Here is an 18,411-nt window from a genome sequence, read left to right as displayed (position 1 = left end):
CGGGCGGGCTTCCACCCAGGCGAAGGCGGACCCGCCGTCGCCCGGAGCGAGGGCTCAGAGCGCGTTGAGGTCCACGGCGGCGGATACGGCATGGGACCCGGCTTCGTTGGGGTGCAGACCGTCCTGGAAGACGTAGCCGGGGCGCGGCAGAGCGGGATCGGCAGGGCTCGCGAGGGCGCGGTCGACGTCGAGGACGGAGTCGTACACGCCGCTGGTGCGTATCCAGTGGTTGACGGCGGTCCGGACCTTCTCGCCCTGCTCGCTGTAGAGCGGGAAGAGGGCGCCCTTCATGGGCAGGATGGTCGCGCCGACGGCTTTGACGCCTCGGGCGTGGGCGGCCCGGACCAGCTCTCTGTGGGCGGCGATGATCTGGTGAGCGGTCACCCGGGGTGCGTCGCCCATGCAGGGGTCGCCCATTTCGGGCGCGGCGATGTCGTTGCCGCCCAAGTGGACTATCACCGTGCGCACGCCGGGGCGGTCGAGTACGTCGCGCCGGAAGCGGTCGGTGGCCTTGTCCCCGTAGCAGGGGGAGTCGTTGAGGATCCGGTTTCCGCTGATGCCGGCGTTGACCACGTCCAACGGCCGGCGGCCGGCCACGATGCGTTCGGCGAGCTTGTCCGTGAAGCGGTTGTCGGCGCCCGGGGTCGCCCCTGCCCCGTCCATGAGCGAGTCCCCGAAGGCGACCACGGTGCCGCGCCGAGGGGAGGCCGACCCGGACACCTCGACCCCGCTCAGGAAGTACCAGGCGTTCGTTGACGTGGTGAAGGCGTCGCCGCCGGGGTCGGTCAGATGGCGCCCGGGGGCGCGGTACGAGGTGGCGGTGGTGAACCGGTGGAAGGTGGCCGCGCCGCTGCGGCCGGCGAAGTACAGGGTGACGGTCAGCTTCTCCAGCGGTGAGGTGCTCAGGGCCTCGGCGTCGCTCGCGAGGTCACGCCCCGGGGCGATGGTGGCACCCTCGGCCCCGCCGAACGTCAGCTTCCGTGCCGTGCCGGGCCAGACCTGGGCGTCGCCGGCGGACCGGCCGACCGTCGCTCCGGTGATCCGCAGTGGTGCGGTGCCGTACGCGTTGGACAGCCTGATCCTCAAGGCGGAGCCGCCGGTCGCGACGCGGACCACTTGGCGTACGGACTGGTCGGCGAACCCCTGGCGCGACCAGTTGGGCCCCCAGTCCTCGCTGCCCTCGACGGGCTGTTGCACGGCGGTGCCCCACGCCCCGGTCCACGCCGGGCCCGCTGCGGCGCGGGACTTCTGCGGTCCAGCGTCGTGCGCCACGGCTGCCGCCGAGACGACGAGCATGGTGCACACGGCTGCGGTGGCGGCGAGCAGGCCTCGTCGTCCCGACTTCTTCCACGGTCGAGATTTTTCCGAACGCATCAGGGATCTCCTCGGCAAATGAGTGATGAGGAGATCTCACCGTGTTTCGAGCCGCAGCACACCACGGCGGGCCCCGGAGTCGGTCCTCGGGTTAGCCCCAGCAGAGGCCGCAGCCGCGCTTGTCTGTTCGGCGACGGCCGGCCTCACCGTGCTCGCTGCCTTCGGCTTCGGCCCGGCTTCGGCCCACCCGGGCGCAAGAGGACGACTGGCGGGCGCCCAGGGTCGCTCAGCCCTGGGCCGCGTACCCGAGGAAGTGCGACCAGGCGGTCGGGGCGAGGGCGAGCTGAGGGCTCTCGTCGAGCTTGGAGTCGCGGACGTGGACGGTGGAGGGGCAGGCGGCGACCTCGACACAGGAGTCCCCGGAGCCGCCGCTGTAGCTCGACTTGTGCCACTCCAGGGCGACCTCCACGCAGGAGTCGCCGGAGCCGCTGCTGTAGCTGCTCTTGAACCAGGCCAGGGGTGTGGTGCTCATCTCGCTCCTCGCATACGCCGCATCAGGCTCTTGGAGTCGTCCAACGAGAGAGCCTGTGAACGCATACTGGCACACCGCATCTGGAGCGCGCTGAGCACTTTGAGGTCGGAGACGAACTGTCCGTGCTCCTGCCCCTCCAGATAGCCGAACCACTGGTGATCCTGCGTCTCCAGCAGTTGCATCGGCCCGTGCAGGCCCGCATGGTGATGCCGTACGAGCGGCATGATCTGGACGTCCACGTTGCGCAGCTCGGACAGGTCGAGGATGTGGTCGAGCAGCTCCCTGGTGACCTCCTCGCCGCCCAAGTCCCTGAGGAACAGGTGCTCTTCGAGGATGAAGCTGAATGCGGTGTTGGGTCGGTTGCGCAGGAGTTCCTGACGCTCCAGCCGGGCCGCGAGCTGGGCCTCGATCTGTTCGTCACCGAGCGGCGGCAACTGGTCGGTGAACAGCGTCCGCGCGTACGCAGGCGTCTGCAACAGCCCCGGAATCAACCGGCACTCGTACGTGTACAGACTCAGCGCCAACAGCTCCAGTTCCGCCCACTGCCGGAACCAGCTCGCCAGCCCCTTCCGCCGGGTCAGATGCTTCGCCGCCGCCAGGATCACCCCGAACGCGTCGAGGATGCTGTCCGCGCGCTCCGCGAAGTCCGGCGGCGGGAGGCGGCGGCCCTGCTCGATGGAGGCGACGGTCTCCAGTGAGTACCCGACGAGTGGCGCGAACTGCTCCTGTGTCAGCCGCGCCCGCTTGCGGAAGGTCTTGACCACCTCTCCGAACATCTTGAGGATGTACTGCGGTTCGGGCTCGGCGCTGCGTGCGCCGCCGTTGCCGAAGGTCCCGTACGTGATGCTGTCGATGCCGTCCGTGCCGTGCGTCATGTACGGCCACCTCCCCATGCGCCTGTCCTGGTCCGCAACGCGTCCATGTTCACGGAACGTGACCCGTACCGTCTACCCTTCGCACCCGTACGCTGACTCAGCGTACGGGTTTCTGGCCTGGTGGAGGGGGGCCGAGGCCTGGAATCTGGGGGCATGGAAGCACTCACGACGACCCAACCTCCCGTAACCGTACGTGTGTTCAAGCGTCAATTCGACGCCGATCCACGCGGTGCCCGGCTCGCCCGCCGCGTCGGGCTGCACAAGCTGCACACCTGGGGCATCCCGTACCTCAGTGACGCCTCGGAGTCGGCCGCCCTGATCATCGGTGAGCTGACGGCCAACGCCGCGACCCACGGCCGCGTCCCCGGCCGCGACTTCGAACTGCGCCTGTCGTTCCTGCTCGGCGACCCGGAGACGCCCGGCCTCCTGCGGATCGAGGTGTCCGACACCCGGGGCGAGTGCCGGCCGCCGGGACCCGGCGAGATCACCGCGCCGGAGGACAGCTCCGACAGCGGGCGCGGGCTGCTGATCGTGGACGCCCTGGCCGACCGCTGGGAGGTCCTCGACCGCGACCCGGGCAAGACGGTCCGGGCGGAGCTGGACCTGCTGTACTGAGGGCTCTCGGCGCCGCCCCCGCTACGCGCTGTCGCCGTGGCCGTCCGCGTTACGAAATGGACCGCAGCCGTCCATGGGACTGGCGCCGGAGCTGGTCGATGGCCTGGGCCGTCTGGTCGCACTCGGGCAGGAAGATGACGAGCTGCTGGGCATCCATGGGCAGTTCTAGCGTCTCGCGGAGCAGCCTCAGTTGGTGCCCGTCCGGGTGGTCGAGCCTGAGTACGTCGCGGCGCGGTACGACGTGGCGGGACAGGCGGTTGGTGAACTCGGGCCCGGCGACGGGGGTGAGCTCGGAGGTGAGCCACTCGAGGTTCTCCAGGGACGGCGCCTGCCAGAGGTCGAAGGTGTGCTCGTCCGCGATGTCGTCCCAGTCGACGAAGAATGCCCGGGAACGGGGGTCGGTGAACAGATAGCGGTTGAGATTCGGCTCGGCGGCGTCGAGCAGTCCGGTGCCGCTGGTGATCGACTGGAAGCCCGTGGTGTGGGCGAGGACATCGCCGAGCCGGTTGGTCACGAGGGCGACGCCGGGTTCCAGGAGACAGAGCGTCCGCAGGACGGCCGGGCGCACCCGCCGGGGCGGTGGCACGGGTGTGATCTGGACCGAGCACTGGTCACCGGAGATCTTGGCGAGGTAGCGCAGATGGTTGCGTTCCGAGGGGTCGAGACAGAGCGCGTCGGCGAGTGAGTTGACGACCGCGGGCGATGGGTTGTGGTCGCGCCCTTGCTCGATGCGGGCCAGGTATTCGACGCTTATACCGGCTCGGGTGGCGAGGTCAAGGCGGCGCAGCCCAGGCGATCGGCGGCGGCCGTGTCTGTGCAGGCCAAGAGATTCTGGCTGGATGCTGTCGCGCTTGGTCCGGATGAAGTTCCCCAACGGAGTCCCCATGCCGCCAGGTTACCGGTGTCGCCGGGTGGGCCGAGGGTGGCCCTGCGGGGGCTAGCCTCAGCACGGCCTCGTAGAGCGCCAGGTGAAGCTCGATGATGACGGTCATGGAGAACACATCGAGACGGCGTTCCGGACAGGCACTGCTGCTGTGGGGGTTGCTCGTGGCAGCAGCCAACCTCCGGGCGAGTCTGACGGGTGTCGGGCCGTTGCTGGATCGAATCCAGGACGACCTGGGGCTGGCTCCGGCGCTGCTCGGCCTGCTGAACACACTGCCGTTGCTGGCGTTCGCCGCACTGTCCCCGATGGTGCCCCGGCTTGCCGCTCGGTGGGGAGACGAGCGGCTCCTCGGCGCTGCGCTCGCCGTGCTGACCCTGGGGATCGCGGTTCGGTGGGTGCCCTCGGCGGTCGGTCTGTTCGGGGGAACCGTGCTGATCGGAGCCGGTATCGCTGTGGGCAACGTCCTGCTGCCGAGCCTCATCAAGCGTGACTTCCCCACCAAGGTAGGGCTGTTGACCGCCGCTTATGCGACGGTGATGGGAGGCGTCGCCGCAGTCGCGTCCGGGGTGGCGGTGCCGATCAGCGAGGTCGCTCCCGGTGGCTGGTCCACCGCGCTGGGGGGCTGGGTGCTGATCGCGCTGATCGCCGTGCTGTTGTGGCTTCCTCAGATGCGCGCCGCGCCGTCCGCCCCGCAGGCGGCGCGCGGGCAGCACCGGCTGCCCTGGAGGTCCGGCCTCGCGTGGGCGGTCGCGGCCTTCATGGGGCTGCAGTCTCTCGGCTTCTACGTGGTTGTGACGTGGCTGCCCCAGGTCTTCCAGGACAACGGCGTCAGTGCGGCCAAGGCCGGATGGCTGCTGTTCCTGTTCCAGGCGGTCGCGGTGCTGACCAGCCTGGCGGTGCCGGGCGCGCTGCGCTGGGCGCGTGACCAGCGGGCGCTGGCGGCGATCTGCTCGGCCATTCTGTTCCTTGGCTACCTCGGGCTCCTGGTGGCCCCGGAGCTGGCGCTGCTGTGGAGCATCGTTCTCGGCCTGGGCGGCGGGGCCTGTCTCGTGCTCGCGCTGGCGTTCCTCGGCATGCGTGCCCAGGACGCGGCCGGGGCGGGCGCGCTGTCGGCGATGGCGCAGTCGATCGGCTATCTGTTTGCCGCTGTTGGCCCAGTGGTCTTCGGGCTGCTGCACACCGTCAGTTCCGGCTGGCAGGTGCCTCTGGTGCTGATGTGTGTGGCTGCGGCCGGTCAGACGGCGGTGGCGCTGGTGGCCGGGCGTGGCACGGTGCTGCGGGCTGAGGCCGAGGAGCCTGACCGGGGACCTTCGGCACCGGAGCACGCCTCGTCACCCGAGCACTGATCGACCGGAGGCCGGGGGACACCGTGCACCACAAACAGGGGGAGGGCGTTGTCGGATGAGCGTGCTGACCGAGATCGTGGCCGGAGTCCGCGCGGACCTGCGGGAGCGCATGGCCGAGGTGAGCCCGGAGGTTCTGCGGCGCAGGGCCGAGTCGTGCGACGCCCGGATGACTCCCGAGGCCGTCGGCGCCGCACAGCGCGGCGCCGACGGAGTACGGCTGATCGCAGAGGTGAAGCGCGTCAGCCCGGCCCGCGGGCGGCTCGCGGCGATCGACCGACCGGGGGCTCTCGCTGTCGAGTACGCGGCCGGTGGTGCGGCCGCGATCAGTGTGCTGACCGAACCGAGGTACTTCGGCGGCTCGTTGGACGATCTGCGGGCCGTGCGTGCGGCAGTTGACATTCCCTTGCTGCGCAAGGACTTCGTCGTGCACCCCTACCAACTCGCCGAGACCGCCGTCGCCGGGGCCGACCTGGTGCTGCTGATCGTCGCGGCCCTGTCCCGGGCGGGGCTGGAGATCCTGGTGCGGCAGGCCGGGGAGTACGGCCTGGCCGTGCTGGTGGAGACGCATACCGGGGAAGAGGTGGACCGGGCGTTGGCCGCCGGGGTCCGGATCATCGGGGTGAACGCACGGGACCTGGCCTCGCTGCGCGTCGACCGTGACGTGTATGCCGGGCTTGCCGCCCGGATACCGGGCGAGGTGGTCACCGTGGCCGAGTCCGGGGTGCGGGGCCCGGCCGATGTACGGGCCTATGCACAGGCTGGCGCCGACGCGGTGCTCGTCGGCTCGGCGCTCGTCGCCGACGCCCGGCCGGCCGACGCGGTGGCCGCGATGCTGATGGCGGGGCGGCGGGAGGGCCTGGCGTGACCGGGCGGGTGGTCGACCGGCCCGGGGTGGCCTCCGCGTTCGCGGACGAACTCCCGGGCCGAGTCGACCCCTTACGGCAAAGCCGACCGCCGTGGGGCCGTCGGAGGTCCGTTCACCCGGCCAGGGATGTCGCGCTCTCGGCCTCGGCGAGCCCGGCCGTCACCTTGACCCACCGGTCGAGGAGTTCCGCGGCGTCGCCGCTGTCGACGGCGCGGGCGGCCCGCGTCATGGCGGCCCCCAGTCGCTCCGTGACGGGCGCGGTGTCGGGGGCCGCGGCGGCGAGCCCTGCCGCGGCGGACAGCAGGATGGCGTCGCGGACCGGGCCGAGTGCGCCTGCGAGCATCCTCCGGGTGATCTCCGCGTTGTGCTCCGGGCTGCCGCCGCGCAGGGAGTCCAGCGAGGCCTGCGGGATGCCGAGGTCCTTCGGGTCGAAGGTCTCGGGGCGTACGGTCCCGCTGTGCACCGTCCACACCCGGGACGTCGTGGTGACCGTCAGTTCGTCAAGCCCGTCGTCGCCGCGGAAGACGAGCGCTGAGCGGTTCCGGCGAGCCAGCACTCCGGCGATGACCGGGGCCATCCGGGCGTCGGCGACGCCGATGGCGGCCGCGTCGGGCGCCGCGGGATTCGTCAGGGGGCCCAGCACGTTGAAGGCCGTCGGCATACCGAGTTGCCTCCGTACCGCGGCGGCGTGGCGCATCGCAGGGTGGAACACCGGGGCGAAGCAGAAGGCTATGCCCACTTCGGCGAGCACTCGCTCCACCGTCACCGCCGGCAGGTCGATGACCACGTTCAGTTCTTCGAGCAGGTCTGCCGATCCACAGGCCGAGGACGCGGACCGGTTGCCGTGTTTGACGATGCGCGCGCCCGCTGCCGCGGCCACGATCGCCGAGACGGTGGAGATGTTCACCGTACGGGCCATGTCTCCGCCCGTGCCGACGATGTCCAGGAGCGGCCCCTCGGCCCGGACCCTGACCGCGTGCGCGTCCATGGCACGGACAAGGCCGTCGAGCTCGGCGACGGACTCTCCCTTGGACCGCAGCCCCACCAGCAGGCCACCGAGCCTGGCATCGTCAACGTCGCCACGCATGACCTCGCCCATGGCCCACTCCGTGTCGACTCCGGTGAGGTCGCGGCGGTCCGTGAGTGCCGAGAAGATATCAGCCCATCGCTTCCGAGCCGTGTCGGATGCGGTCGCCTGGCCGGTCATCGCTACTCCTTCACTGGTTGTTCGTCATGTGGCTTTGTCCGTGACTCTGCGTGCCGGATGTACGTCAGCGCGGGCACCAGTACGTGATCGTGCGGAACCGTGTACGTGAGACCAGGAGCTACCCCGCGCGCGGCGCGGAGGCTCCGTGTGGCTCCAGAACCGGCCGATTTCTCGAATGACGGCCCGAGCCGCCGGTGGTTCCCGAAGTCTCGTGGGGACGGCTTCCGCTCTCCGTCTACGTAGCCAGTAGGAGTGTCGCAGCCGACAACGGCGTCGGCCCAGTCCATTCCACTCTTCCGCGAGCAGGCCAATTCCGGATGGAAGAGAAACCCATCGCTCACCGACGGCCCGCGCGCAAGAAGCCGGATCCACCTTCGCACTGGCCGGAAGGCCGCAGCCAATGGGGGAAGAATGCTGCCGATCGCCATAAACCGAAAATTTCCACTGTCCATGACCACGCAGATTCAGGCCGCCATCCGCGAACGAATAAAAGACGGCACCCTGCATCCAGGTGTCCGATTGCCATCGAGCCGGAATCTCGCCGAGGATCTCGGGGTCTCGCGCAGTGTCGTGGTCCAGGCCTACGAGCAGCTGGTCGCCGGAGGGTATCTGCGGTCCGCTCAGGGCTCGGGCACCAGGGTGGCGACCCACCTGTCGCGTCTCGATCGCGGTACGGCCGAGCCGGCCCGGTGCGCGGAGGCCCGCCACGACCTGCGGGTCGGCGCGACCAGCTCCGCGCTGTTCCCGTCCCGTGAGTGGCTGCGGTCCTACGAGTGCGTGGGGCAGTCGATCGGAGGCGTCGGCCCCCAGTGGCACCCCCTCGGTGTTCCGGAGCTCCGGGAGAGACTCGCGGCCTACCTCGGCCGTTCGAGAGGGCTCCTGACGACCGCCGCCGGGGTCGCCGTCACCGCGGACTTCGACCACACCCTGCACGTGGTGTGCGATGTCCTGCGCGACCTCGGTACCGACCACATCGCCGTGGAGAATCCCGGTGTGCCCTGGCGGGTCAGGATCGCTGAGCGGGCGGGACTGCGGGTCAGCGGAATACCCGTGGACGGTGAGGGCATCGACGTGGACGGCCTCGCCCGCTCCGGGGCGCGCGCCGTGCTGGTCACCCCGGTGTCACAGGTGCCGACGGGCGCGGTGCTGTCGCCGGGACGCCGGGAGGCCCTGCTGCGCTGGGCCGCCGACGTGGACGGCTGGGTGATCGAGTACGACCGGGACGGGCACTTGTGGTTCGGCCTCAGCAGCGGTCCCCTCGCCCTGCAACGGCACCGTCCGGAGCGGGTGATCTACGCCGGCACCACCGGGGCCATGCTCGGTCCGTGCCTACGGCTCGGCTGGGTGGCGGCGCCCGACGCGATGGCGGAGCGGTTCGACCGGACACCGTTGGGCGCCCCGGACCCGCTCACCCAGCTGACGTTCGCCCACTTCATCTCGTCCGGCTTGCTGGACCAGCACATCCGGGGGATCCGGACCATTCTGCGGGCACGGCGCGCGGCGCTGCAGGAGGCCGTCGAAGAGCACATGCCGGGCGCCCGGATATCCGGCGAGCCGACGGGCACCCACGCCTACGTCCAGTTACCCGAGGGCGTCGACGACGTCCGCCTCGCCGCCCTCGCACGGGCGAAGTCGGTTCTCGTACAACCCAGCAGGCACTTCCAGTTCGGCCGCCGGTCGCCCTCGCCCGGGCTGGTGCTCGGCTACGGCGCGGTGCGCCGCAGCGTGCTCCCGGAGGCGGTCGCTGTACTTGCCCGGGCCATGGGCCAGGTCACCAGGAAGCCGAAGACCTGACGCCGGCAAGGAAGTTCGCCAGCATCGTGCGGCCGTCGCCGGTGGTGATGCTCTCCGGGTGGAACTGCACACCTTCGACCGGAAGTTCGCGGTGACGCAGCCCCATCGGATAGCTGTCGTCGGTCGACCGTGCCGTGCACACGAGTTCCGCCGGCAAGGGCTCGGTCACGACGATCGAGTGGTACCGGGTGACCGTGCGCCGACCGGGCAGGCCGGCGAACACGCCCAGGCCGTCGTGGTCGATCACACTCGTGCGGCCGTGCATGAGGTTGTCCGCGAGCCGGACCGCGCCACCGAACGCCAACGCGATGGCCTGATGCCCGAGGCACACGCCGAGTAGCGGCACGGCACCGGCGAAGTGGCGGACCAGCGCCACATGACCGGAGTCGGCGGGGTGACCGGGCCCCGGCCCCAGGACCACGGCGTCCGGCTGCCACGCGGACAGCTCCTGTGCCGTGCGCGCACCGGAACGGACGACCTCGGTGTCCGCCCCCAGTTCGCGCAGGTACTGGTCGATGACGTGGACGAAGCTGTCGAGAGCATCCACCACCAGCACTCTCACGCCAGCTCCTCTCCGGTGAGGGCCCAGTGGGCGGCCCCCATCTTGGCCAAGGTCTCGTCCCACTCCCGCTTCGGCTCGGACAGGGCGACCACTCCCGCGCAGCTCTGCGTGGCGTAGCGGTGGTCGCCCGGGGAGGGTTCGTGATGCGAGATGGTCCGGATACACAGGGCGAACTCGGCCCACCCCTGGACGTCCACGAGACCGACGGCGCCCGCATAGAGGCCGCGACGTTCGGCCTCGATCTCGTCGATGATCTCCATGGCCCGCAGCTTCGGCGCCCCCGTCATGGTCCCGGCGGGGAACGTGGCGCACAGCACGTCCCAGACGTCTCGGCCGGCGTCCAGCGTGCCGGTCACCGTGGACACCAGGTGGAACACGTGCGAGAACGCCTCGACGATCATCAGGTCCGCCACCGCGAGGGTGCCGGGGCGGCAGACCCTGCCGATGTCGTTGCGGCACAGGTCGACGAGCATCACATGCTCCGCCCGCTCCTTGACGTCGGCCCGCAGTTCCTCGATCCGCCGCTCGTTGTCAGCTCCGGTCGGGTCGCGGCGCGTGGTCCCAGCGATCGGCCGCATGGTGATGTGGCCCTCGTCGAGACGGAACAGCATCTCCGGGCTCGCGCCAATGAGTGTGGTCCCGCACTGCGTCAGCAGGTACATGTACGGCGACGGGTTGCGGTCGCTCAGGCGCCGGTAGGCCTCTTCCGGCGTCAGTTCGCTGCGTACGTCGATGCGATGGCCCACCTGGATCTGGTAGATGTCCCCCACGCGAATGTGGTCCAGGCAGCGTTCGACCCAGCCGAGAAACGTCTCCCGGTCGACGGTGTCGTGCACCGCGAGCGGGACGGCCGCGGGCGGCACCTCGAGATCGGTGTCGGGAATGTCGCTCAACGCCTCGTGCGGCAGCGACTCGGGGAGCCCGGGGCCCGTGGCGCGGAGCAGCACCGGCGGCCCGCCCCCGCGACCGAACCACAGGGTGTGCTGGAACAGGGTGAGGGTTAGGTCCGGCACGCCCGGTGCGGTGCGCCGCGGCGGCAACTCCTCCATGTACGCCGCCGCGTCGTAGCCGACCGTGGTGAGGAAGCCGAAAGAGAAGCCGCGTACGTCGGTATGCACCCGGAACAGGCGCGTGGCCCGGCGGAGCATGTCCCAGGGGTTGGCCGCTGTCGGCCCGCAGCGGGTCCGCAGCAGGTCGGCCACCGGGCCGCTGCCGCGCACGGTGACCCGGTCGCCGGTCACCGAGATCTCGGCGAGCCGGCCGAAGCCCACCACGGTGCCCGTGCCCGCATGGGACCGGTCCGGGTGCAGGTCGTCGAGCAGGAAGACCTCCTCGGCGCCGAGCCGTCGGCACAATTCACTGCGCACAGCCAGTGCGTTCGCGGTTGTCGCCACGGGAATCGCGGTCACGGTAACGTCCAGAAATTCCGTCATCACGGAGATGACACACCTCCATCGTAAGAAGAAAAAGTAAATGAAATCTAAACACCCCTGATCGCCGGCGTTGTTGCTCGAAAACTATGTCATCGTCCCGGTCGTGGTTGGCCAGACCAATGGTCGCTCGATCGACCGGACCACTTGAGCAATTCATTGCGCCCCGGACAGGGCTCGTGTTGGTCTGCATTCATGACGAATTCCGACCTGCTTGTCTCCTGGCGCGACGCGCCGGCGACGCACCAGCCGGAGTGGCGGGACCGCGCCGCTCTGGAGGACGTGGTGGCCCAGCTGTCCGCCGCGCCCGGCTTGGTCACCCCCAGCGCATGCGACGGTCTGCGGTCGCGGCTCGCGGCGGCGGCCAACGGCGAGGCGTTCGTGCTGCAGGGCGGCGACTGCGCGGAGACGTTCGACGGTGTGACACCGGAAGCGGTCCGCAACAAGATCAAGACATTGCTTCAAATGGCCGTCATCTTCACCTATGCGGCTGCGACACCGGTCGTGAAGATCGGCCGCATAGCGGGCCAGTATGCCAAGCCGCGATCCAGTCCCTTCGAGACCCGGGGCGGCGTCACGCTGCCGGTGTACCGGGGCGACGCGGTCAACGACTTCGCGTTCGACCCGCTGGCCCGCGTGCCGGACCCGGCCCGGCTGTGGCGGATGTACGAGGCTTCGCGGTCCACCCTGGAGATCATGGCGGTCTGCGCGCGCGACGGATACGCGGGGCTCGACCAACTGCACCGGTGGAACCGGGACTTCGTGGTGAACTCACCGGCAGGCTCCCACTACGAGGAAGTGGCCTACGAGATCGACCACGCGCTCCGGTTCATGCGCGCCTGCGGTGTCCAGCTCGACATGCTGCGCTCGGCCGACATCTACGCCAGTCACGAGAGCCTGCTCCTCGACTACGAGGACGCGCTCACCCGTCCCGACCCCGACGGGATCAGCTATGCCACCAGCGGACACATGCTCTGGGCCGGCGAGCGCACTCGCGCTCCCGACGGCGCGCACATCGGCTACCTGAGGAGCATCTCCAACCCTGTCGGGGTCAAGCTCGGGCCGACGGCAACGCCTCAGGAGGTCCGCTCCTACATCGACCTGCTCGACCCGGAGCGGCAGCCGGGCCGATTGACGTTCATCACCAGGATGGGCGCGCGCGAGATCCGCGACCGGCTGCCCGGCCTGATCCGCGCCGCGGGGAGCACGGACGGCACACCTCTGTGGATCTGCGATCCCATGCACGGCAATACGTACGTGGAGCGAAGCGGCCGCAAGACCCGCCGCCTTGCCGACATCCTCGACGAAGTGCGCGGCTTCTTCGAAGTCCACCGTGCCCTCGGCACCCACCCCGGCGGCATTCACGTCGAGTTCACGGGAGAAGACGTGACCGAGTGCATCGGTGGCGGCGACGAAATCCTGGCCGCCGATCTGCACCACCGCTACGAGTCGACCTGCGATCCGCGGCTCAACCGCAGCCAGTCGCTCGACCTGGCCTTCGATATCGCCGCACTGCTGTGACCGCGTGACCGGCAGCGCGCCCGGTGCGAACCGGGTGCCCTGGCGCGATCAAGCCCGCCCGACCCATGGAGGGGGACTGTGAAAACCGTAGGGATCGTAGGGGCTGGCGTCATCGGAGCCTGCGTGGCGTTCAGCCTTGCCCAACGAGGAATGCGGGTGCACTGCGTGGAGCGAGCGCAGCCCGGCGGCCTGACCACCGATGTCAGCTTCGCGCGGTTGAGCGCCTTTCAGCAGCCGACGTACGCGAGGTTCGAGCTGAGCCACACCGGAATGATCGAACACCTCCGGTTTGCCCAGCAGTTCGACTCCGCCCCCTGGTGGCACCCCACCGGAAGCCTCGCCTGGGGCGACGACGAGGACGACGGCCTGCCGTTCGCGGACGTGGTCCACCGCCTCAGCTCGTGGGGCTATCGGACGGTCTGGCGCGACGCGTCCCGGGGAACCCACGCATGGGAGCCGGCCATCGCGTTCCCGCACGAACGGACACCAGCCGTGCTGTTCCCCGACGAGGGCTGGGTCGATGGGCCGGAACTGGTCTCCGAGATACTCGCGGCGGCCGACGACACCGGGCGCCTGACCCTGTGGAACGGCACGGTCGACGGCATCGAGGTCCACGCCGGAGAAGTGCGGGCCCTCCGACTCGAAGCCGGCGACCGTATCGAGGTCGACGCAGTAGTCAACGCTGCCGGGCCACAGGCGCCCACGGTGGCCGCGATGCTCGGAACCGCCCCGATCGAGGGCGTGGCGACGCGCAGCAGCCTCGTGATCGACCTGCTCACCGGCGACGACCCGGTGCGGCACGTCCTGCGCGGCGCGCAGGTCCACGCCAGGTCGGCGGGGCCGGGGCGCGTGCGCGTGCGGTCCGACCAGATCGACGCCCGCCTCCCGGCCGGAATCCGGTCCGAACCCGGCGACGAGCTCGTCAAGGACCTGCTGGAGCGCGTGTACCGGACGATTCCGACGCTCGAATCGGCCACCGTCGACCAGGTGCGCATCGGCACCGCCGTGTTCCCGGGGGACGGATTTCCCAGTGTCGGCGCGCTGTCCGCTGTTTCCGGCTACTACGAGGCCTTCGCCAACAGCGGTATCACCCTCGCCCCGTTCATCGGGCGGACCCTGACCACCCACATCGCCACCGGGGAGATCCACCCGCTGTGGGCCCGATGCTCTCCCGACCGATTGAGGACGGCGTCGTAAGAGTTCTCGCACCATCACGTCGCGGCATTGCCGCACACCGAGTGAGAGGGAAACATGTCTGCATTTCCGGAGCTTCGGGAGCTGATCACGAGCTTCGTGTCCGAGGAGCCCCCAGAGATCCAGGAGATACGCACGGGAACCCTTCCCGAGCTGCCGGGATCGTACGGACAGTACTTCACCGCCTGGGATTTCTCGAACAGCATCGTCCGCGATTACTCGATGAACCTCTACCAGTTGACGAGGATGGCGACGGACGAGAGCCTCTCCGTCGACAACGTGCTGACGGTCTTCCGCACGCTGGACCCCATCTACAGCACCTTCCTCGGCTACAACGGGTTCCCGACACTGGCCAAGTACGCCGACCAGGTCGGACAGCCCACGGGCAGCCGCGGCGAACTCGTGGACAGGCTTGCTACGTTCACTGAATACGCGAACCGCCTCACGGCCTGGTCGCACCACTACTTCCCGTGGAACCTGGGCGAGCACTACCGTTACCCCACGAACGGGGCCGGGGCGCCGCCGGAGCGTACCCCCGCGCCGCTCACCGTCGAGGAGGACCCGCTCCAGCGCATCCCGATCCGGCTCACGTGGCAGCCCTTGGGGGTGGAAGTCGACGCCGAGCTCTACTGCGACTTCAACCAGCAGCTCTGCATGGAAGTCCTCAAGGCCCTGCCGTTCACGGTCCTGCAGGATCACGCGGTCGTCAGCGGTGAGTCGATGTACGCCTGGGCGCCCCTGGTCAGCGTGGCGCCGACACCCGTACGGGAGCGCATCTGCGACGCGCCGGTCGGTCGGCTCAGGTTCAGCCAGGCCACGGGCAACAAGGTCATCGTCCAGTACGGGCCGACCTCCGAGACGCTCAGCAGCCCCGTCCTCGGCAAGGTGATCGACAGCCACACCGACAGGCTCGCCGAGGTCGGAAAGGCCGTATGGGACAGCACGTTCAGCTCGAAGGAGCTCACCTGGCTCACGGTGGAGCGCCGCCTCTGACCACGCCCAGGTGGTGTTCGACGTGCGGCCAGTCAGAAAGGGTAGGGGTATGACGAATTCGCCAAACAAGCCGACCAGGGAGCTGCTGTTTCCCGAACTGAGTGACTCCATCACATCGCGGATCGCCTGGTTCCAGCACATGCAGAAGAATCAACCACTACGCTTCCGCCCGGAATACAACCTGTGGGAAGTGTTCCGGTACGACGACGTGCAACACGTGCTCAAGAATCCCGCCGACTTCTCGGTGACCAACAAGACGCACATGGGCCTGCCGTTCTCCTTCGGCCGGGCGGACATACCCGACCACCGCTACCTGCGCGGGTTCGTAGCGCGTTCGTTCCAACCCGGCAGCATCGAAAAGATGGCGCCGGAATTCACGGCCATGGTCGACTCGCTCCTCGAGCCCGCCCGCACCTCCGGAAAGATGGAGATGCTCGGCGAACTCTGCTACCCGATCATGGAGCGCGCCGTCGCCCATATGTTCGGCCTGCGCATCCCCGGCGCCGACCACTTCCGTGCATGGTCCGACCAGATGTTCGGCCAGCTCATCGGCGTCCGCTCCCCGGACCACGCCAACGTGGTCGACCTGTTCAAGGAGCAGCTCGACGAGCGCAAGCGCAACCCGGGCGACGACCTCATGAGCGAACTCCTCGCGGAGCGACGCAAGGACAGCCGACTGGCCGAGGAAAAGATCGTCCATATGTGCCTTGACCTGGCGACCGCCGGCAACGCACCCCTGGCCCTCATGCTGGCCTATGCCTTCGACCGTTTCTGTCGCGACCCGGAGTTCTTCCAGACCCTGCGGCGCGACCCCTCACTGATCCCCGGGGCCATCGAGGAGATCTTGCGCTACGACTTCTCGTGGTTCAACCTGTGGCGCACGGCCCGACACGACACCGTACTGGGAGGCCAGGAGATCAAAGCGGACCAGTACATCGTGGTCTGGGACTCGTCGGCCAACTTCGACGAGAACTACTTCCCCCAGGCCGACCGCTTCGACATCAGGCGCTCCCCGAACCCCCACATGACCTTCGGGCAAGGGATGTACATCTGCCTGGGCCTGCCCCTGGTGCGCGTTCTGGGCCGCGTCGTCCTGGAACGTGTCGTCGCCTCGTTCTCCGACATGCGCTCCGACCCGGAGAACCCCCTGCAAACCCTGGAGCAGATGAAGGACTACATCGTCTCCCTCGACGCGGTCCTCACACCGTCGAAGGTGGCCGTCCCCTGACGGACGGCCCTCAGTCAGCCTCGGAGGGCGGGAAACAGGGCGAGACCGTGTTCGGTCTCGCCCTGGCCGTGTTCACGGCGGCGGATGTCCTTGTCGCCGCCGGCGATCACACAGCCCGGTCGGGCCGGTAAGGGCACGCCGACCGACCACCGGGCCTCCGGCCGACCGACCACCGGGCCTCCCTCCGTGTCGATGAGGTTGCGGACCAGGGGGTGGTGGGAGCAGCGGAAGCCGCCCGCGAAGGGGGTGACGGCGTCGTACGGGAGGGTGTGGACGGTGACGTCGCGGGCGGTGAGTGCTTCGGCGAGGTCGGTGAGGCGTTCGTCGACGAGCGTTTCGCCGGGGGCGAGGACCAGGCTGTTGCCCGCCAGGAGGTTGACGGCGTCATGGAGGCTGACGTCGATCAGTTCCCAGTCGGCTACCGGTGCGGGCAGCCCGTCCGTGAACTGCTCCCGGCAGACTACGGCGAGCCCTTCGCGGACGGTGGTGAGGCCGTCGTCGAGGTGGATCACCCCCTCCGAGAGGGGCACTTGGTGGACGCGGTAATCGTCCCCGAGGAGCCGTTCCAGCCACCGGGCGCCCGCCGCGTCGGACGCGGCCCTGCCGGTGCCGACGAGGATGTCACGGCCCATGGGCAGCACGTCTCCGCCCTCCAGGAAGGGCTCTACGGCCGTGGGGAGGTCCGCCACCGGTACGGGCGCCGGCGGTGGCATGACCGAGCAGCGTGCCCCGCGTGCTTCCGCCTCCTCGATGACGGGACGCAGGCCGAAGCGTTCCTTGAAGCGGGCCGGCAGGCGCAGCGCCGCTTCGATGACCCGGTCGCCGATGACGATCATCGGATCGCGGACGAAGGTCTGCATACGGAAGCCGCCGTCGTACACGTCCAGTTCGTCCTCGCTGAGCCCACGCGGACGGTGCACCCGCACGCCGCGGGCAGTGTCATGGGTGACGTCGGGGGCGGTCACGCGACCGGCTCCTTGCTCTGGGCGGCGGGCCGGGATGCCGGCGGCGTGCCCTGGCCGGCGAGGCGGCGCCAGAAATCGAGCCGGTGTCTCCCGGCGTAGTCGACCGGCCCGACCCTGTCCGGCGCCAGGGACTGGGTGTGCGGTACGGCCTTCGCCGGGTCGAACGGGGACCATCCTGGAAGCCCCGGCCGGTTCGGTGTGCCGGTACGGGCGAACTGTGCCCAGTAGTCGGTCATGATGTCGGACAGACGTACCTGCGCTGCGGTGAAGTGCTCCTGCGCGGCAGGGTCCTCGAAGAGGTACGGCGTGTCGCCCGCATGGTAGGCGCCGAAGTCGAAGGTTCCGGGGAGGGGGAGGTACGTCGGGGCGTCCTGGTCGGCGAACTCGTAGGCGTACGTGGGGCGTGGCGTCCGAAGGCGGTCGCCTGGGCGTAGGTGCCGAGGGCCCCCATCCTGTCGGTCACCACGGTGGACCAGGCCAGGGCCGGCGAGGGGAAGGCGGTGACCGGGTAGCGCGCGGCCACCGCGTCCGCGTCCTCGCCGAAGGCGGTACCGAGAGCGGCGGCGTACTGGGCGGCGGTGAACGGGGAGCCGATCGCGTCGTGGGCCATCCCGACGAACAGGCGGTGCTCGTCCGGCCGGCATGTCCATCATTCCCTCGCCGCTGGCCAGGATGGCCCGGTGGAACAGTCCCCGTGCGTCGGGCGACGTGAGGTGGCCGCTGATGGCCGCGGCGCCGAAGGAGGAACCAGCCACCGTCACGTTGCCGGGGTCACCGCCGAACGCGGCGGCATTGCGCCGGACCCACCGCAGCGCCTCCTGCTGATCCCGCAGAGCGAACGTCCCGGAGCCCTCCAGGCCCGGGTAGGCGAAGCCGCCGAAGACTCCGAGCCGGTAGTTGATGGTGACCACGACCGCGCCACGGTCGGCGAGGCGCCGAACGTCGAAGAACGCGCCCGCCCCCCCGGCACCCGCCGGACGCGGGGACTCGGTGACCGTCGCGCCCACCATGAGGAGGGCCGCGCTCGTGAGGACCGCGCCTGTGAGGACCGCGAGGACCGCCGCGCGTTTCGCTGTCATGGCCAGTC

General features: G+C 69.6%; 17 protein-coding genes. 8 read left to right on the top strand and 9 right to left on the bottom strand.

Features of this window, described 5'->3' with window-relative positions:
- Positions 1 to 54: 54 nt before the first annotated feature.
- From ACH4KB_RS11570 to ACH4KB_RS11560, 3 genes are all read right to left on the bottom strand, one after another.
- Entirely contained in the window at positions 55 to 1,374 is a 1,320-nt protein-coding gene (locus ACH4KB_RS11570) for an SGNH/GDSL hydrolase family protein (protein WP_398065778.1), read from the bottom strand.
- A 226-nt stretch (positions 1,375 to 1,600) separates the two neighbouring features.
- On the bottom strand, positions 1,601 to 1,846 hold the full coding sequence (locus tag ACH4KB_RS11565; protein WP_398065777.1) for a DUF397 domain-containing protein: 246 nt from the start codon (positions 1,844 to 1,846) through the stop codon (positions 1,601 to 1,603).
- Complete coding sequence (locus ACH4KB_RS11560; RefSeq protein WP_398065776.1) at positions 1,843 to 2,721, bottom strand: Scr1 family TA system antitoxin-like transcriptional regulator; 879 nt, start codon at positions 2,719 to 2,721, stop codon at positions 1,843 to 1,845. Before ACH4KB_RS11560 ends, ACH4KB_RS11565 begins: the two co-directional genes overlap by 4 nt.
- Before the next feature lie 153 nt (positions 2,722 to 2,874).
- Here ACH4KB_RS11560 and ACH4KB_RS11555 point away from each other — a divergent pair, with 153 nt between their 5' ends.
- Positions 2,875 to 3,336 (top strand): ATP-binding protein, encoded by a 462-nt coding sequence (locus ACH4KB_RS11555; RefSeq protein ID WP_398065775.1) that lies wholly within the window; start codon positions 2,875 to 2,877, stop codon positions 3,334 to 3,336.
- Between the two features lie 49 nt (positions 3,337 to 3,385).
- Here ACH4KB_RS11555 and ACH4KB_RS11550 read toward each other — a convergent pair whose 3' ends face one another.
- Positions 3,386 to 4,222: a helix-turn-helix transcriptional regulator gene (locus ACH4KB_RS11550; RefSeq protein WP_398065774.1), complete on the bottom strand. Its 837-nt coding sequence runs from the start codon at positions 4,220 to 4,222 to the stop codon at positions 3,386 to 3,388.
- Positions 4,223 to 4,326: 104 nt separating this feature from the next.
- Here ACH4KB_RS11550 and ACH4KB_RS11545 point away from each other — a divergent pair, with 104 nt between their 5' ends.
- Together ACH4KB_RS11545 and ACH4KB_RS11540 are read left to right on the top strand one after the other, a co-directional pair.
- On the top strand, positions 4,327 to 5,565 hold the full coding sequence (locus ACH4KB_RS11545; RefSeq protein WP_398065773.1) for a CynX/NimT family MFS transporter: 1,239 nt from the start codon (positions 4,327 to 4,329) through the stop codon (positions 5,563 to 5,565).
- Between the two features lie 55 nt (positions 5,566 to 5,620).
- Complete coding sequence (locus ACH4KB_RS11540) at positions 5,621 to 6,430, top strand: indole-3-glycerol-phosphate synthase (RefSeq protein WP_398065772.1); 810 nt, start codon at positions 5,621 to 5,623, stop codon at positions 6,428 to 6,430.
- A 112-nt stretch (positions 6,431 to 6,542) separates the two neighbouring features.
- On the opposite strand, the gene trpD is transcribed toward ACH4KB_RS11540, so the two are convergent.
- Positions 6,543 to 7,637, bottom strand: coding sequence for an anthranilate phosphoribosyltransferase (gene trpD / locus ACH4KB_RS11535; protein WP_398065771.1), 1,095 nt, complete (start codon positions 7,635 to 7,637; stop codon positions 6,543 to 6,545).
- 450 nt (positions 7,638 to 8,087) lie between these two features.
- On the opposite strand from trpD, the gene ACH4KB_RS11530 reads away from it, so the two are divergent.
- Entirely contained in the window at positions 8,088 to 9,431 is a 1,344-nt protein-coding gene (locus tag ACH4KB_RS11530; protein WP_398065770.1) for a PLP-dependent aminotransferase family protein, read from the top strand.
- Here ACH4KB_RS11530 and ACH4KB_RS11525 read toward each other — a convergent pair.
- Together ACH4KB_RS11525 and ACH4KB_RS11520 are read right to left on the bottom strand one after the other, a co-directional pair.
- Positions 9,409 to 9,993 (bottom strand): anthranilate synthase component II, encoded by a 585-nt coding sequence (locus ACH4KB_RS11525; protein WP_398065769.1) that lies wholly within the window; start codon positions 9,991 to 9,993, stop codon positions 9,409 to 9,411. The two genes, ACH4KB_RS11530 and ACH4KB_RS11525, sit on opposite strands and share 23 nt — an antisense overlap.
- Positions 9,990 to 11,360 carry an anthranilate synthase component I family protein gene (locus ACH4KB_RS11520; protein WP_398065768.1) on the bottom strand — a complete coding sequence of 457 codons (1,371 nt, stop codon included), beginning with the start codon at positions 11,358 to 11,360 and terminating at the stop codon, positions 9,990 to 9,992. Before ACH4KB_RS11520 ends, ACH4KB_RS11525 begins: the two co-directional genes overlap by 4 nt.
- A 258-nt stretch (positions 11,361 to 11,618) precedes the next feature.
- On the opposite strand from ACH4KB_RS11520, the gene ACH4KB_RS11515 reads away from it, so the two are divergent.
- From ACH4KB_RS11515 to ACH4KB_RS11500, 4 genes are all read left to right on the top strand, one after another.
- Positions 11,619 to 12,944, top strand: coding sequence for a class II 3-deoxy-7-phosphoheptulonate synthase (locus ACH4KB_RS11515; protein WP_398065767.1), 1,326 nt, complete (start codon positions 11,619 to 11,621; stop codon positions 12,942 to 12,944).
- A 78-nt stretch (positions 12,945 to 13,022) separates the two neighbouring features.
- Positions 13,023 to 14,141, top strand: a complete 1,119-nt coding sequence (locus ACH4KB_RS11510; protein WP_398065766.1) for an NAD(P)/FAD-dependent oxidoreductase — start codon at positions 13,023 to 13,025, stop codon at positions 14,139 to 14,141.
- A gap of 54 nt (positions 14,142 to 14,195) precedes the next feature.
- Positions 14,196 to 15,131, top strand: a complete 936-nt coding sequence (locus tag ACH4KB_RS11505; RefSeq protein WP_398065765.1) for a hypothetical protein — start codon at positions 14,196 to 14,198, stop codon at positions 15,129 to 15,131.
- 49 nt (positions 15,132 to 15,180) lie between these two features.
- The gene (locus tag ACH4KB_RS11500) at positions 15,181 to 16,359 is read left to right on the top strand and encodes a cytochrome P450 (protein ID WP_398065764.1); all 1,179 of its coding nucleotides are present in this window, start codon (positions 15,181 to 15,183) and stop codon (positions 16,357 to 16,359) included.
- 14 nt (positions 16,360 to 16,373) lie between these two features.
- Here the strand turns inward: ACH4KB_RS11500 and ACH4KB_RS11495 are convergent, their stop codons facing one another.
- Positions 16,374 to 17,324, bottom strand: coding sequence for an amidinotransferase (locus ACH4KB_RS11495; protein ID WP_398065763.1), 951 nt, complete (start codon positions 17,322 to 17,324; stop codon positions 16,374 to 16,376).
- A complete protein-coding gene (locus tag ACH4KB_RS11490) occupies positions 17,321 to 18,403 on the bottom strand; it encodes a carboxylesterase family protein (RefSeq protein ID WP_398065762.1) in 1,083 nt (360 codons plus the stop codon). Before ACH4KB_RS11490 ends, ACH4KB_RS11495 begins: the two co-directional genes overlap by 4 nt.
- Between the last annotated feature and the right edge of the window lie 8 nt (positions 18,404 to 18,411).

Source organism: Streptomyces sp. NPDC017520 (genome assembly GCF_044329855.1).
Lineage (GTDB): Bacteria > Actinomycetota > Actinomycetes > Streptomycetales > Streptomycetaceae > Streptomyces.
This window is presented reverse-complemented; position numbering and strand designations above follow the sequence as displayed.

Bases quoted from the DNA above. Each gene is read 5' to 3' on its own strand.
- ACH4KB_RS11570 (WP_398065778.1), bottom strand. From the start codon at position 1,374: ATGCGTTCGGAAAAATCTCGACCGTGGAAGAAGTCGGGACGACGAGGC.
- ACH4KB_RS11565 (WP_398065777.1), bottom strand. From the start codon at position 1,846: ATGAGCACCACACCCCTGGCCTGGTTCAAGAGCAGCTACAGCAGCGGC.
- ACH4KB_RS11560 (WP_398065776.1), bottom strand. From the start codon at position 2,721: ATGACGCACGGCACGGACGGCATCGACAGCATCACGTACGGGACCTTC.
- ACH4KB_RS11555 (WP_398065775.1), top strand. From the start codon at position 2,875: ATGGAAGCACTCACGACGACCCAACCTCCCGTAACCGTACGTGTGTTC.
- ACH4KB_RS11550 (WP_398065774.1), bottom strand. From the start codon at position 4,222: ATGGGGACTCCGTTGGGGAACTTCATCCGGACCAAGCGCGACAGCATC.
- ACH4KB_RS11545 (WP_398065773.1), top strand. From the start codon at position 4,327: ATGGAGAACACATCGAGACGGCGTTCCGGACAGGCACTGCTGCTGTGG.
- ACH4KB_RS11540 (WP_398065772.1), top strand. From the start codon at position 5,621: ATGAGCGTGCTGACCGAGATCGTGGCCGGAGTCCGCGCGGACCTGCGG.
- trpD (WP_398065771.1), bottom strand. From the start codon at position 7,637: ATGACCGGCCAGGCGACCGCATCCGACACGGCTCGGAAGCGATGGGCT.
- ACH4KB_RS11530 (WP_398065770.1), top strand. From the start codon at position 8,088: ATGACCACGCAGATTCAGGCCGCCATCCGCGAACGAATAAAAGACGGC.
- ACH4KB_RS11515 (WP_398065767.1), top strand. From the start codon at position 11,619: ATGACGAATTCCGACCTGCTTGTCTCCTGGCGCGACGCGCCGGCGACG.
- ACH4KB_RS11505 (WP_398065765.1), top strand. From the start codon at position 14,196: ATGTCTGCATTTCCGGAGCTTCGGGAGCTGATCACGAGCTTCGTGTCC.
- ACH4KB_RS11500 (WP_398065764.1), top strand. From the start codon at position 15,181: ATGACGAATTCGCCAAACAAGCCGACCAGGGAGCTGCTGTTTCCCGAA.
- ACH4KB_RS11490 (WP_398065762.1), bottom strand. From the start codon at position 18,403: ATGACAGCGAAACGCGCGGCGGTCCTCGCGGTCCTCACAGGCGCGGTC.